Origin of the sequence: Dactylosporangium aurantiacum (assembly GCF_000716715.1) — a bacterium.
In the GTDB taxonomy this organism is placed as follows: domain Bacteria; phylum Actinomycetota; class Actinomycetes; order Mycobacteriales; family Micromonosporaceae; genus Dactylosporangium; species Dactylosporangium aurantiacum.
The window spans coordinates 262,872-277,434 of record NZ_JNYJ01000007.1 but is presented as its reverse complement, the minus strand read 5'-3'; the positions used below and the strand labels follow the sequence as shown (position 1 = coordinate 277,434).

11 protein-coding genes are annotated in these 14,563 nt (G+C 74.7%); 3 read left to right on the top strand and 8 right to left on the bottom strand.

Going from position 1 to position 14,563, the window contains the following annotated elements; all coding sequences use genetic code 11:
- The first annotated feature begins 71 nt into the window (after positions 1-71).
- On the top strand, positions 72-1,553 hold the full coding sequence (glpK, locus tag OP18_RS09990; protein ID WP_033358463.1) for a glycerol kinase GlpK: 1,482 nt from the start codon (positions 72-74) through the stop codon (positions 1,551-1,553).
- Positions 1,554-1,645: 92 nt separating this feature from the next.
- On the opposite strand, the gene OP18_RS60435 is transcribed toward glpK, so the two are convergent.
- From OP18_RS60435 to OP18_RS09955, 7 genes are all read right to left on the bottom strand, one after another.
- On the bottom strand, positions 1,646-3,409 hold the full coding sequence (locus OP18_RS60435; RefSeq protein ID WP_052386466.1) for a S1C family serine protease: 1,764 nt from the start codon (positions 3,407-3,409) through the stop codon (positions 1,646-1,648).
- Positions 3,406-4,875 (bottom strand): sensor histidine kinase, encoded by a 1,470-nt coding sequence (locus OP18_RS09980; RefSeq protein WP_063745465.1) that lies wholly within the window; start codon positions 4,873-4,875, stop codon positions 3,406-3,408. Before OP18_RS09980 ends, OP18_RS60435 begins: the two co-directional genes overlap by 4 nt.
- Before the next feature lie 8 nt (positions 4,876-4,883).
- Entirely contained in the window at positions 4,884-5,624 is a 741-nt protein-coding gene (locus tag OP18_RS09975; RefSeq protein WP_052386465.1) for a response regulator transcription factor, read from the bottom strand.
- An 84-nt stretch (positions 5,625-5,708) separates the two neighbouring features.
- Positions 5,709-6,335 carry a PadR family transcriptional regulator gene (locus OP18_RS09970; protein ID WP_033358462.1) on the bottom strand — a complete coding sequence of 209 codons (627 nt, stop codon included), beginning with the start codon at positions 6,333-6,335 and terminating at the stop codon, positions 5,709-5,711.
- On the bottom strand, positions 6,332-7,147 hold the full coding sequence (locus tag OP18_RS09965) for a DUF4097 family beta strand repeat-containing protein (protein ID WP_033358461.1): 816 nt from the start codon (positions 7,145-7,147) through the stop codon (positions 6,332-6,334). The genes OP18_RS09970 and OP18_RS09965 overlap by 4 nt, the downstream gene beginning before the upstream one ends.
- A 67-nt stretch (positions 7,148-7,214) precedes the next feature.
- On the bottom strand, positions 7,215-8,009 hold the full coding sequence (locus tag OP18_RS09960) for a lysophospholipid acyltransferase family protein (RefSeq protein WP_245635318.1): 795 nt from the start codon (positions 8,007-8,009) through the stop codon (positions 7,215-7,217).
- A gap of 5 nt (positions 8,010-8,014) precedes the next feature.
- Positions 8,015-8,776: a GNAT family N-acetyltransferase gene (locus tag OP18_RS09955; RefSeq protein WP_033358459.1), complete on the bottom strand. Its 762-nt coding sequence runs from the start codon at positions 8,774-8,776 to the stop codon at positions 8,015-8,017.
- Positions 8,777-8,868: 92 nt separating this feature from the next.
- Between OP18_RS09955 and OP18_RS09950 the strand changes: the two genes are divergently transcribed.
- Entirely contained in the window at positions 8,869-9,288 is a 420-nt protein-coding gene (locus OP18_RS09950; RefSeq protein ID WP_033358458.1) for a hypothetical protein, read from the top strand.
- On the opposite strand, the gene OP18_RS61790 is transcribed toward OP18_RS09950, so the two are convergent.
- Complete coding sequence (locus tag OP18_RS61790; RefSeq protein WP_156089394.1) at positions 9,203-13,438, bottom strand: Ig-like domain-containing protein; 4,236 nt, start codon at positions 13,436-13,438, stop codon at positions 9,203-9,205. The two genes, OP18_RS09950 and OP18_RS61790, sit on opposite strands and share 86 nt — an antisense overlap.
- 132 nt (positions 13,439-13,570) lie before the next feature.
- On the opposite strand from OP18_RS61790, the gene OP18_RS09940 reads away from it, so the two are divergent.
- Positions 13,571-14,482, top strand: a complete 912-nt coding sequence (locus OP18_RS09940) for an ABC transporter ATP-binding protein (protein WP_033358457.1) — start codon at positions 13,571-13,573, stop codon at positions 14,480-14,482.
- Positions 14,483-14,563 lie beyond the last annotated feature (81 nt).

The following is a 14,563-nucleotide window of genomic DNA, read 5'->3' as shown; positions in this document are numbered from 1 at the left end:
GGCAGGCAGCGTAAGGCTCAGCCGCGACCGCGCAAAGGTTCCGTCCCGAACGTGACAACTCTTCGGCGAAGATGGCAGGCGTGTACATCCTCGCCATCGACCAGGGCACGACCTCCTCCCGTGCGATCGTGTTCGACGCCGACGGCGCCATCGTGGCGCTCGACCAGCGCGAACATCACCAGAGCTACCCCCGCCCAGGCTGGGTCGAGCACGACCCCGTCGAGATCTGGCACCAGGTCCAGGCCGTGTCGACCCGCGCGCTGGACCAGGCGGGCCTCTCCCGCGCCGACGTCGCCGCCATCGGCATCACCAACCAGCGCGAGACCACGATCCTGTGGGACGCGCGGACCGGCGAGCCGGTGCACCCGGCCATCGTCTGGCAGGACACCCGCACCGACGCCCTCATCCGCTCCCTCGCCGGCGACGCCGGTCCCGACCGGTTCCGCGAACGCTGCGGGCTTCCCCTGGCGACCTACTTCGCCGCCCCGAAGGTCGTCTGGCTGCTGGACAACGTGCCGGGGCTACGCGCCCGCGCCGAGGCCGGCGAGATCCACTTCGGCACCGTCGACACCTGGCTCATCGAGAAGCTCACCGGCCGGCACGTCACCGACGTCACCAACGCCAGCCGCACCATGCTCATGAACCTCGCCACCCTCGACTGGGACGAGGAGCTGCTGTCCGCGTTCGGCATCCCCCGGGCCATGCTCCCCGAGATCGGGCCGTCGTCGCACGTGTACGGCGAGGCGACGACCATGCTGCACGGCGTGCCGGTGGCCAGCGCCCTCGGCGACCAGCAGGCCGCGCTGTTCGGCCAGGCGTGCTTCGCGCCGGGCGAGGCGAAGTGCACCTACGGCACCGGCTCGTTCCTGCTGCTCAACACCGGGGCGCAGCCGGTGGTGAGCACCCGCGGCCTGCTCACCACCGTCGGGTACCGCATCGGCGACGCGGACCCGGTGTACGCGCTGGAGGGCTCCATCGCGATCACCGGCGCGCTCGTGCAGTGGCTGCGCGACAACCTGGGCCTGATCGGCTCGGCGCCGGAGATCAACGAGCTGGCCGCCACGGTCACCGACAACGGCGGCTGCTACATCGTGCCGGCGTTCTCCGGCCTGTTCGCCCCGCACTGGCGGCCCGACGCGCGCGGCGTCATCACCGGGCTCACCGGGTACGTCACCAAGGGCCACATCGCGCGGGCCGCCCTGGAGGCGACCGCCTGGCAGGTCAAGGACGTCGTCGACGCGATGATGGCCGAGTCCGCGGTCCCGCTGGAGACGCTGAAGGTCGACGGCGGGATGACCGCCAGCGACCTGCTCATGGCGTTTCAGGCCGACGTGCTGGACGTGCCGGTGGTCCGGCCGACCGTGTCGGAGACGACGGCGCTGGGCGCGGCGTACGCGGCCGGTCTCGCCGTCGGCTTCTGGCCGGACACCGAGACGCTGCGGGAGAAGTGGCGCGCCGACCGGCAGTGGTCGCCGTCCATGTCCGCGGAGACCCGCGACCGCGGGCACGCGTCGTGGCTGAAGGCGGTCGAGCGCTCCTTCGGCTGGGCCTGAGCACCCCCCGAACGCCAGAGATCCGGTGGGCGCCCCGCCAGGCGCACCACCGGATCCCTGTTTTCTGGAGGGGAACCAGTCCGTAGCGGCGGTCAGCTCAGCAGGCGCTGCGCGACGGCCTTGGCGGTGTTGCTGCTGATGGCGAACCCGACGCCGATGTTGCCGGCGGCCTGGCCCGAGGTGGCGATCGCGGTGTTGATGCCGACCAGCTGACCGGCGGTGTTGACCAGGGCGCCGCCGGAGTTGCCGGGGTTGATCGCGGCGTCGGTCTGGATCGCGCCGGTGATCTTCGCGGCGGCGGACTGGCCGTCCTGCCCCTCGTCGATCGTGCGGTCGACGGCGCTGACGATGCCGGCGGTGACCGACCCGTCGAGGCCCAGCGGGCTGCCGACGGCGAGCACCGTGTCGCCGACCTTCACCGAGGAGCTGTCGCCGAAGGCGAGCGGCGTGTACGTGCCACCGCCCACGATCTTGATCACCGCGAGGTCGCTGGACGGCTCGGTGCCGACGATCTTCGCCTGGACGCTCTGCCCGGTGGAGAACGTGACCTGCACCGAGGTGCCGCGGGCCGTGGCGACGACGTGGTTGTTGGTGAGGATCGCCCCGTCGTCGGTGATGACGACCCCGGAACCGACGGCGTTGCCGGTGCTGATCGACACCACGCTCGGCAGGACCGCCGCCGCGACGTCGGACAGGGCGGGCGTCGCGCCGCCGTTGGCGCCGGACGAGTTCGTCGCGCTGACCACGTCGTGGGACGAGCCGGGCCGCAGCTCGAGCGCGGCGAGGCCGCCGCCGAACGCCGACACCGCCGACAGCCCGACCGCCGCGACGATGCCCGCCACGGCGAGCCCGAACCGGTTGCGCCGGCGGGCCTCGGGCGTCACGAACACCGACCCGGCCTGCGGCTGGTGCGCCCACTGCGCCGGGGGTCGCTGCATGTGCGGCACGTGCGGCGGCAGCTGCGCCGTCGGCAGGTGCGGCTGCTCCTGTACGGGGTGGGCGAAGTGACCCGTGCCGCCTGCGGCGTGGCCGGCGCCGGCGGGGTGCCCGGTGGCGCCGGCGGGGTGGCCGGTCGGCGCGGCGGCGTGCGGTGACGTGGGCCAGGCGTGCGTGGGCCCGCCGCCGGCGGCGGGCCGGGTGGCGGGGTGGGCGCCGGCCTGGACGATGGGCCAGGTCCTGTCGGCGGGGTGCGGCATGTCGTCGGCGTGCGCACCGGTCGCACCGGCCGCGCCGGCCAGGTGCCCGGTGTTCGCCAGGTGCGCCGGGTTCGCCTGGTGCGGCGGGTGCGCCGGGTTCATCTGGTGTGCTGCGTTCGCCGGGTTCGCGGGCCAGCCGTGCGTCGGCCCGGTGGCCGGCATCGTGCCCGGCGGCGTCACCGGCGCTGTGCCGGCGGTGTGCGCCGTGCCGGCGGTGTGCGCCGTGCCGGCGGTGTGCGCCGTGCCGGCGGTGTGCGCCGTGCCGGCGGTGTGCGCCGTGCCGGCGGTGTGCGCGGTACCGGCGGTCCAGGCGGCCGGCGTGGCAGCCGGCGGGATCTCCGGCGTGGCGGCCGGGGTGCCGGCCTGCGGGGCGTCGGCGCGCGACGCGGTGAACGCGGCGGCCGCGGCGGCGACGTGGCCGGCGACGTGGCCGGCCGGAGGTGCGGCGTGCCCGGCGCCCGGAGCGGTGGTGTGCCCGGCGCCCGGCGCAGCGTGCCCGGCGGCCGGAGCGGTGGTGTGCGCGGCGCCCGGCGCGGTGTCAGCCGGCGGGGTGGCCGGCGTGGTGGGGTCTGCCGGCGGGGTGGCCGGCTGTGCGGCCGGGCTCGACGCCCGGTCCTGCTGCTCGGCCGGGTCCGGCACCCATCCCTGCTGTTCGCTCATGACTTGAGCTTGGCCACGGCACCTTGCAAACCACTGGCCGCGGCCTGGGAACCGCCTGTGAGCGGAAGTCGTACCTGGAAGGTGGCGCCGCCGCCGGGGGTGGTGAACACGGACACGGTGCCGCTGTGCACCGCGACGAGGGCGGCGACGATCGCCAGGCCCAGGCCGCTGCCGCTGTGCGAGCCGCCGGCCTGGCGGCGGGTGCGGGCCTTGTCGACGCGGTAGAAGCGCTCGAAGACGCGGGCGGCCTGCTCCTCGGTGAGGCCGGGGCCGTGGTCGGCGACCTCGATGAGGGCGTCGGTGCCGTCGCGGCGCAGGCGCAGGGAGACGGGGGTGCCGGCGGGCGTGTGGGTGAGCGCGTTGGTCATGAGGTTGCCGACGACCTGGCGCAGCCGGGACTCGTCGCCGTTGACCTCGATCGGCTCGTCGCGCTCGATCTCCAGCTCCACCGTGCGGTCGGGTGCGACGGCGCGGGCGGCGGCGACCGCGTCGCTGGCGATGACGCGCAGGTCCATGTCGGCCAGTGCCAGGGGGCGTTCCTGGTCGAGGCGGGCGAGCATGAGGAGGTCCTCGACGAGCAGGCCCATGCGGGCGGCCTCGTCCTCGATGCGCCGCAGCAGCGCCTCGGTCTCGCCGGGCTGGCGGGCCGCGCCCTGGCGGTACAGCTCGGCGAATCCCCGGATCGTGGTCAGCGGGGTGCGCAGCTCGTGGGAGGCGTCGGCGATGAACTGGCGCATGCGGTCCTCGGACGCCTCGCGCAGCCGGAACGCGCCCTCGATCTGGGCGAGCATGGCGTTCAGCGCGGCGGCGAGGTGCCCCATCTCCGTCTCCGGCGGGCTCTCCGGGACGCGCCTGGTGAGGTCGCCGGCGGCGATGGCGGCGGCGGTGCGCTCGATCTCGCGCAGCGGCTGCAGGCTGGCCCGGACGATCGCGACGCCGACGGCGGCGAGGACGACGAGGACGCCGGCGCCGACGAACAGCTCCGCGGCGACGAGCTCGTCGACGGCGCTGTCGACCATCGACAGGCTCTCCGCGACGAGCAGCAGGGTGGCGTCGCGCTTGATGATGAGGATCCGCCAGCGCTCGTGGGTCTTCGCGGTCGTCGCCGTGTACGGCGTGCCGAGCCGCGACGTGAGCACCTCGACGTTGTCCGGGATGGGCGGCGCGTCCTGGGGCTGTCGGGTGCCGACGACGCCCTGCTCGTAGGTGCCGGGGCGCAGCTGCGTGACCCAGGCGATGTAGTAGTTGCTCTGCAGCAGCGAGTCGGTGTTGGAGGTGGTGGCCAGCCGGCTGAGGTCGACGGTCTCGGCCATGGCGCGCAGCTGCTGGTCGACCTTGTCGAACATGCTGCTCTTCATGACCAGCGCGCTGGCGACGCCGATCACCAGCAGGGCCATGGTGACGAGGGTGAGCACGGCCGCGATCAGCTTGACCCGCAGCGGCACGTCCGCGATGAACCGCACCATCGGCGGCCTCAGACGGGCAGGCGCAGGACGTAACCCACGCCGCGCAGGGTGTGGATCAGGCGTGGCTCGGTAATGTCCACCTTGCGCCGCAGGTAGGAGATGTACGACTCGACGATGCTGTCGTCGCCGCGGAAGTCGTAGTTCCACACGAAGTCGAGGATCTGCGCCTTGGACAGCACGCGGCCGGCGTTGAGCATCAGATACCGCAGGAGCTTGAACTCGGTCGGCGACAGGGCGATCGTCTGCCCGGCGCGGGACACCTCGTGGGTCTCCTCGTCGAGCTCCAGGTCCTGGAAGACGAGCCGGTTGGGGCCCGGGTCGCCGGCGGTGCGGCGCAGCACGGCGCGGATCCGCGCGGTGAGCTCCTCCAGGCTGAAGGGCTTGGTCACGTAGTCGTCGCCGCCGAGGGTGAGCCCGCGGACCTTGTCCTCGGTGCCGTCCCGGGCGGTGAGGAACACGACAGGAAGCCGGACGCCACCCTCGCGGAGCCGCCGGATGACCTCGAAACCGTCGAGGTCGGGCAGCATCACGTCGAGGACGACCAGGTCGGGCTTGCTGTCGCGGGCCGCGGTGACCGCCTCGGCACCGGTGGTCACCGCGTCAACCGCAAAACCCGCGAAACGCAGGCTGGCCGAGAGCAGCTCGCGAATGTTCGGATCGTCCTCGACCACGAGCAGTCTCGCCTCAGCCTGCGCAACGCCTGGCGACGGGGCACCCCCGGATTGTGCAACGCCGCCTCGTACCCCCATGCGCATATCTTTCCGCCTCCTGCTGGAGTGGGGCTGATGGTTGCCTGGGAAGTTCCTGAGCAACGCAGCCCTGACCCCCCAAAGCTAGCGCAGCAGGCGCCGCACCTGGTCGATCGCGCCGTCGAGGACGACGAGGGTGGCCCGCATCGTCTCCTGGCTGGCGCGGCCGGCGCGGGCCAGCCGGCGCACCTCGGCGAGCAGCTGGGCGGCCTTCTCCTCCAGCTCGGCGACCACGTCACCGGGCGGCGGCGCGGGCCGCGCCGTGTTCACGGCGCCGGGGCGCGGTGGGTAGCCCCAGCCCCAGGCCGGCGCGCTGCGGGCCTGCCGGCCGGCCTCCTTCAGCTCCTTCTTCAGGTCGCGCACCGAGCCGTGCACGCCCTGCTCGACCTCGTCGGCGAGGGTGGACAGGTCGGCGAGGGAGGCGTTGATGTCGGTCTCGAGCACCTCCAGCTCGGCGGCGCGCTGCTCCAGCTCGGCGCGGCCGGCGGCGGTGATGTCGTACACCTTCCGGCCGCCGGAGGCGGTGTGCGAGACCAGGCCGTCGGCCTCCATCCGCTGCAGGCGCGGGTAGATGGTGCCGGCGGAGGGGGCGTAGAGGCCGTGGAAGCGGTTCTCCAGCAGGCGGATCAGCTCGTACCCGTGGCGGGGGCCCTCGGCGAGCAGTTTCAGCAGGTACAACCGCAGCCGCCCGTGACTGAAGACGGCACTCATGCTGTTTCCTCTACGTCAAGGTCGACCGGGCGGCGCAACAGTGTGATCGTGCCAGATGTCGCGTTGGCGGCGACGCGGCCGGTCCCGGCGCCGAGCTGCCCGACGACGGTGCCGCGGCCGACCCGGTCGAGGCCGGGGAAGGCGCTGATCACCCGGCCCGAGGTGGCGTTGAGGTGCACGCGCAGGTCGCTGTCCTCGCGCAGGCGGGCGGTGATCTCGCCGGAGACGGTGTCCAGCCGCACGTCGGTGTCGGCCGGCGGGTTGTCCAGGTCGCAGGTGATCGAGCCGGAGATGGCGCGGGCGTGGACCTTGCGGGCCGTCGAGTCGGCGACCACGATCTCGCCGGAGACCGTCTCCAGCTCGACCTCGCCGTCGAGGGTGAGCGCCTCCACGGAGCCGGAGATGACCTTGGCCGAGACGCGCCCGTCGAGGCCGAGCAGGGTGACCCGGGCGCTGGTCGCGTCGACGTGGACGCCGGCGCGCAGCGAGGACACGACGACGGAGCCGGAGACGACGTTGAGGGTGGCCGGCGTCCGGACCGGGACCATGACCGAGACGTCGACCCGGAACTGCTTGTGGAAGAGCCACCAGAGCAGGCCCGGCCACTTCGGCACGGCGCCGTGCACGATGCGCAGCGTGCCGTCGTCGTGGGTGACGGTGACCGGCCGCTCGCCGATCGCGGAGACCTCGACGCGGGCGGGCCCGTCGGCGCCGACGACGTTGATCCGCCCGCCGACCAGCCGCACCGTGAGGTCGTTGACCTCACCCTTCAGCTCGAGCCGCGTGGGCTCGGCAACGTTCCACGTCGTCATGCCACCGACGGTAGCAGACAAACGCGATACATCGCGACTGTCGCGTGACGGTCGTCGCGGGCCGCGGTCAGGCGGTGACCGCCGAGGTCGCGGCCCGGGCGAGGACCCGGCGGGAGGAGGACGGCCGCGGGTACAGGGTGGCGTGCGCCTTGAGCTCGATCGACAGCCCGCGGGCGGCCACCACCCGCCGCAGCGAGGTGAGCAGCGTCTCGTCGCCGATGAACGCGGCGACCGTCGACGGCGTCCCGCCCTGGGCGAACGTCAGCCGCACCGGCACGACGGGCGCGGCCGCGTCGACCGCCGCCTGGAACATCGCGGGCCGGAACGTGCCGCCCATCCGGCCGCACCAGGTGGTGCCCTCGGGGAAGACCGCGACGACACCGCCGGCGGCCAGCTCGGCGCTGATCCGCCCGACGGTGGCCGGCAGGGTCTTCGGGCGGGAGCGGTCGACGAAGACGGTGCCGAGGGTGGCGGCGAGCCGGCCGATGAGCGGCCACCCGCGCACCTCGCGCTTGGCGAGCAGCCTGGCCGGCGCGTGCGCCAGGATGACGATCACGTCGAGCCACGAGACGTGGTTGGCGACCAGCAGCGCACCGTGCTGCGGGATCCGGCCGACGGCCCGGTGCGAGACGCCGAGGCCGGCCAGCACCGCGCGGGCGAGCCGGCGCTGCGCGGCGATCAGCCCGCGCTGCGGCAGCAGCGCGAGCAGCGGCACGGCGAGCACCGCGAGCAGCAGCACCGTGCCGGTCACGACGACCCGCTTGAGCATCGTCAGGGCCGGCACGTGCCCGTCGGAGCGTGCCGGCAGGCAGCTCACGTCGCAGGTGGAGCGGGGCAGCCAGAGGGAGTCGACGACCGCCACGGCGCTCACCCCTGGCCGAGGAAGTGCCGCAGGTACCGTGGGTTGACCCGGTCCAGCGACAGCAGCACGTAGAAGTCGGCGCAGTCGAAGTCGGGGTCGTGCGCGGGCTCCCCGCCGATCCAGGCGCCGAGCCGCAGGTACCCCTTGAGCAGCGGCGGCACGTCGACCTTCGCCGGCACGGCCGCGGTCGTCCGCAGCGGGTTGCGGGGGCGGACCCGCCAGGCGGGCGGCACGAGGTGCTTGCGCCGGGCCAGGTCCCACACCCCGGCGGCGGTCGCGCCGCCGTCGGCGAGCGGCACCGACGCGCAGCCGCCGAGCCAGCGGTGGCCGTGCAGGTGCATGTACCGGGCGATGCCGGCCCACATGAGGTTGATCACGGCGCCGCTGCGGTGGTCGGGGTGCACGCAGGAGCGGCCGGTCTCGACCAGTCCCCCGCGCAGCTGGTGCAGCCCGGCGAGGTCGAACTCGGTGTCGGCGTAGAGCCCGCCGGCGGCGGCCGCGCGGTCCGGCGGCAGCATCCGGTAGGTGCCGACGACGGCGCCGGTGCGCTCCTCGCGGATGATGAGGTGGTCGCAGTGCTCGTCGAAGGCGTCGACGTCCAGGCCCGGGGTGGCGGTGCTCAGACGGGCGCCCAGCTCACCGGCGAAGACGTCGTGGCGGAGCCGTTGTGCGGCCCGGACCTGATCACCGTCCGTGGCCACCAGCAGGGTGTAGCGATCGGTTTCGTCGACCCCGACCGGGTCGGCGGCGACGGCGAGAATCGTCATGCTTTCGGTGTAAGGCTCGACCCCTGCGGCTGGCTGACGGTGACTGGTTACCCGCATGGCTGGCGGGTGAACGATGACTACCGTGGTCAGGCATGGCGGGATATTCAGGGACTCCACTGCCCAAGAAGCTCGGCGTGAACGCCGGGCACCGGGTCCTGCTCGACGGCGCCCCGGCCGGGTTCGAGCTGCGTGAACTGCCCTCCGACGTGGTGCTGCACCGGCGCAGCGCCCCTGGCCTCTACGACGTGATCGTCTGCTTCTGTCCCGACCTGGCCCGGTTGCGGCGCCGCTGGCCGGTGCTGCACCGCTCGACGCCACCCGGCGGCGCGCTGTGGATCGCCTGGCCGAAACGCTCCTCGGGCTTCGCCAGGGACCTCGACGAGAACGGGGTGCGGGAGTTCGCCCTGGCGCACGGCCGGGTCGACGTCAAGGTCTGCGCGATCGACGACGTCTGGTCGGGCCTGAAGCACGTGATCCGGGTCGGCGACCGCCCGCACCACGCCCCGGCGTGACCGGGTCCGGCGCCGGCGCGTCCCGCGGCGTCGCGGGCCCGGCCGGCGCCGGCCGGCCACCCGGCGACGCCTGGACGGACCTCGCCGGTGCCGGCGCCGGCCGCGATGACGGCGCCGGCCGCGGTGTCGGCGCCAGGCGCAGCAGCCAGCCGGCGAGCAGCATGAGCAGCCCGGCGAGGGCGTGCGGCGCGGCCGGCGCGCCGGTGACGGGCAGGTCGACGGCGCCGACCATCAGCTCGACGGTGCCGGTCACGGCGGCGGTGCCGTCGCTGACCGTGTAGCCGAACGAGTCGGCGCCGGCGAACCCCCGGTCCGGCGTGTACGTGACGGTGCCGTCGGCGTTGAGCACGGCGGTGCCGTTGGCCGGCTGGGTGACGCCGACGACGGTGAGCGGGTCGCCGTCGGGGTCGGTGACGTTGTCGAGCGGGTTGATCGTCTGCGCCCCGCTGCCGGTCGGCGTGGTCACCGTCGGCGTGGTCACCACGACCGGCGCGCCCGGCGGCGCGGCCGGCACCCCCGGCACCCCCGGCGCGGCCGTGACCGTCACCGTCACCGTGCCGGTCGCGGTGTCCGGCGGTGTGCCGCCGTCGCTGACCGTGTAGGTGAACGTGTCCACGCCGGTGAAGCCGGCGGCCGGGGTGTACGTGACGGTCCCGTCGCCGCGCACCTCGGCGGTGCCGTGGGCGGGCCGGCCGGCGCCGGTGACGGTGAGCGTGGCCGCGGCGGGGTCGCTGTCGTTGGCGAGGACGGTGACGGTGACCGGGGTCCCCGCGGTGGTCGCGGCGGTGTCGGCGCCGGTGACCGGGACGCTGTCGCTGACGGTCAGCGTGACCGCCGCCGTGGCGGTGCCCCCGTTGCCGTCGCTCACCGTGTACGTGAACGCGTCCGTCCCCCGGTAGCCGGCGGCGGGCGTGTACCGCACGGTGCCGGCGACGACCTCCAGCGTGCCGTGCGCGGCGCCGGTGGCGGCGACGACCCGCAGCGCGTCGCCGTTGGCGTCGGTGTCGTTGGCGAGGACCGGCAGGGCGGCGGTGGTCCCGGCGGGGGTGGTGAGCGTGTCGGGCACGCCGGTGGGGGGTTCGTTGAACACGGTGACGGTCACGACGGCGGTGCCGAGCCCGCCGCGGCCGTCGGCGACGGCGTAGCGGAACGTGTCGATGCCGGAGTAGCCGGCCCGGGGCGTGTACGTGACCGTGCCGCCGGGCCCGGCCGCGGTCGTGCCGGCGGCGCCCGGCGTGACGGCGGCGACGGTCGCGGCGGGGTCAGGGTCGTTGGCGAGGACGGCGACGGTGACCGGCGTGCCGGTCGGGGTGGCGGCGGCGTCGGCGCGCGGCGCGGGCGGGGCGGCGCCGACGTGGACGGTGACCGTGCCCGTCGCGGTGCCCCCGGCGCCGTCGCCGGCGGTGTAGCCGAACGTGTCGGTGCCGGTGAACCCGGCCGCCGGGGTGTAGCGCAGCACGCCACCGGCGTGTGTCACGGTGCCGCCGCGCGCCGTCGTGGCGTCCCACGCGGCGACGATGAGGGTGTCGCCGGGGTCGGCGGCGGTGTCGTTGACGAGGACCGCGACGTCCACCGGGGTGCCGGTGGCGGTGCTGCGCGAGTCGGCGGCGGCCACCGGGGCGCGGCCGGCCACGGTGACGGTCACGGTCGCGGTGGCGTGACCGCCGTGCCCGTCGCCGACGGTGTACCGGAAGCTGTCGACGCCCCGGAAGCCACGCCCCGGCGTGTACGTGAGCCGCCCGTCCGCGATCAGCGCGACGGTGCCGCCCGCGGGTGCGGTGGCGCCGACGACGGTGAGCGCGTCGGCGTCGGCGTCGGCGTCGTTGGCGCGCGGGTCGAACGTCACGGCCGGCTCGCCGGCGGCCACGGTGACGGCGTCGTCGGCGGCGACCGGCGCGGTGCCGGCGGCCGGCCCGGTGCCGCCGGTGACGGTCACGGTGACGGTGGCCGTGGCGGTGCCGCCGAGGCCGTCGCCGGCGGTGTAGGTGAACGTGTCGGTGCCGGCGCCCGGCCCGGCGGTGTAGCGCACGGTGCCGGCGGCGTCGACGACGGCGTGGCCCGCGGCCGGTGGGGTGGCGATGCCGAGCACCCGCGGGGTGTCGCCGTCGGGGTCGCCGTCGTTGGCGGTGACCGGCACGGCGACGGTGCCGCCCGCGGCGACGGTCGCGGTGTCGGGGACGGCGGTGGGTGGTGCGTTGCGTACGACGTCGGCGGTGGCGGTGTCGTCGGCGGTGGACGGGTCGGGGGTCGCGGCGGCCACGGTCGCCGTCATGGTGGTGCGGTGCGCGGCCGCGGCGGTGACCGTGGCGGCGATGTCGACGGTGACGGTGCCGCCGGCCGGGACGGTGCCGGCGGCGCAGGTGACGGTCTGCCCGGTGATGCCGCAGGTGCCGGCGCCCGGGGTGGTGCCGGTGCCGGTGACGCCGGCGGGCAGGACCGCGGTGAGGGTGACGCCGGTGGCCGGGTCGGGACCGGCGTTGGTGAGCGTGACCGGGTAGACGACGGTGCCGCCGGTGGCGACCGCCGGCGGGCCGGCGGCGAGGCCGGGTGCCGGGTCCTGCGGCGTGCCGGGGGTGCGCGGCGGGCCGGCGGTGACGGCGAGGCCGGCGGCGGCGGTCGCGGGCAGCAGCTGCGTGGTGGCGTTGGACGGGGTGCGCAGCTTGACCCCGGTGCCGGCACCGGTGGCGGAGACGTGGGCGACGTCACGCAGGTCGGCGGCACCGGCGAGTGCCGGGGTGCCCGCGGTGACGCGGTAGGCGACGGTGACGGTCCCGCCGGTCGGGAGACGGCCGCCGTGGGTGGCGTCGCTGCCGGTACCGACGCGGAACTCCGCGACGCCGTCGACGATCTCGGCGCGGTCGGTGTCGAGCGGGTCGCTCTGCGTGGTCCCGTCGATCGACAGGCTGCCGGGCACGACGGTGGTGCCGGGCGGCACGGCGTCGGCGACCCGGGTGTCCTCGGCGGGCGCCGGGCCGTCGTTGCCGACCTGGATCGTGTACCGGATCTCGTCGCCGCGCTCCAGGGTGCCGCCGTTGACGTCGGTGGCGGTCTTGACGGCCGTCAGCCGGGGCGCGGAGAGGTCGGTCGCGAACGTGATCACCCCGGGGTAGAACGTCTCGCCGGTGACCTGTGCGGTCTGCAGCGTGATCGTGGCGCCGCTCGCGCCGTTGGGCAGCAGGCCGCTGGCGTCGACCTGGTCGATGTCCAGGCCGAGCAGGTTGGCGTCGGCGGGGTCGCGGGCGGTGACCGCGGTGCCGCGGTCGGCGGCGGTGCTGTTGAAGAAGTTGTCGGCGGGGTTGAGCGCGTCGGACAGCGGGGTGCCGTCGAGGCGGACGCTGTCGCCGCCGCTGCCGCCGTCGCCCTCGTAGACGACGGTGCCGAGGCTGGTGGTGACGGCGCCGGACGGCGGGGTCTGGAAGCCGGCGACCGGGATCGAGACGGTCGCGGCGTCGGGCGTGACGCCGCGCACGGAGCCGAAGCCGTCGTAGACGACCATGTTGCGCACCGGCTGCGCCGGGTCGTGCAGGACGACGGCCAGGGACCAGCCGGCGTAGCGGTCGTTCACGCCGGTGGCGGCCTGGATGTCGGCGACCGTGTAGGTGCCGGCCCCGGCCCCGGCGACGAGTGTGGAGACGTCGGCGTAGCCCTGGTACGGCCGGTGCCCGGGGAACGTGGTGACGTCGGTGAGTCGCTGGGCGGTGACGGTCCGGTACGCGCCGCCGGGCACCTTGAACCTGACCGTGTTCCTGGCGCTCTCCCGCGGCGCCGGGGTGCCGGTGCCCGGGTCGGTGTCGCCGCCCCAGAACAGCCCGGCGTACAGGACGGTCGCGCCGGCGGGGACGGCGAGGTCCGCGGTGCTGGAGTTGAACGACGGCTCGGCGTCGACGTCGACGTGGCGCATCCGGTAGCCGTTGTTGTTCAGCGCGCCGCCGGTGGCGGTGCCGGTCCTGGCGGCGGCGCAGCCCGGGTTGGCGCCGTCGCAGGTCAGGTTCGCGTTGCCGCGCAGGACGACGGCGCCGGTGGTGTTCACCGAGTACACCGGGCGGAACGGCGCGGCGATCTCGGCGGCCGCGGGCCGGGGCGCCGCCAGCACCGCCGGCAGGGCCAGCAGCAGCGACACGACCATGATCCGAGCGCCCCTGAATGCCACCTTTCGTGTATACGTGGATACGGTGCGCTATGGGCGAGTTTTCCTCGCCTTGATCCCGGGGCGGGGCGGGGCGCCAGATGTTGCCGGCACGTGCCATATTGACGGCTTCACTCTCTTGGAGGGAGCGGCACGTTGTCCAACGGACAGATCGTGGTCTCCGACCTGACGAAGCGGTACAAGAACGTCACGGCCGTGGACCACCTGTCGTTCGTGGTCGAGCCGGGCAGGGTCACCGGCTTCCTCGGCCCGAACGGCGCCGGCAAGACCACGACGCTGCGCATGATCCTCAACCTGGTGACCCCGACGTCCGGCTCGGCGACCATCAGCGGCCTGCGCTACTCCGACGCGCCGGAGCCGCTGCGGCTGGCCGGCGCGATCCTGGAGGCGTCCGCCGCGCACAAGGGCCGCACCGCCCGCAACCACCTGCGCATCGTCGCCGCCGCGGCGGGCCTGCCCGACGCCCAGGTCGACAAGATGCTGGAGCTGGTCGGGCTGACGCCGGCCGCGAAGCGCAAGTTCCGCGGCTACTCGCTGGGCATGAAGCAGCGGCTCGGCATCGCGCAGGCGATGCTCGGCGACCCGCAGGTGCTGATCCTCGACGAGCCCGCCAACGGCCTGGACCCCGAGGGCATCCGCTGGATGCGCGGGCTGCTGAAGGGCCTGGCCCAGCAGGGCCGCACCGTGCTCGTCTCCAGCCACCTGCTGTCGGAGATGGAGGTGCTCGCCGACGACGTGGTCATCATCGCCGCCGGCCGCCTCGTCACCCAGGGGCCGGTCGAGCAGATCGTCGGCGGCGGCACCAGCGCGCCGCGCACCCGGGTGCGGACGCCCAACCTGACGGAGCTGGTCACCGCCGTGCGCACCGCCGGCGCGACGATCCAGCCCAACGGCAACGACAGCCACGTGATCACCGGCCTGGACGCGCCGGCGGTCGGCCGCCTGGCCCTGCAGGGCGGGATCGAGCTGCACGAACTGGTCAACGAACGGCCCGACCTGGAGCACGTGTTCCTCGAACTGACCCAGGGAAAGGCGGCCATCCGATGAACAGCCCGCAGCGGAGCGAGGAGCTGGTCACCATCAGCACAGGGTTCAGGTCAGGCCGGCGCCGGAGCGCGGCGGAGGTGA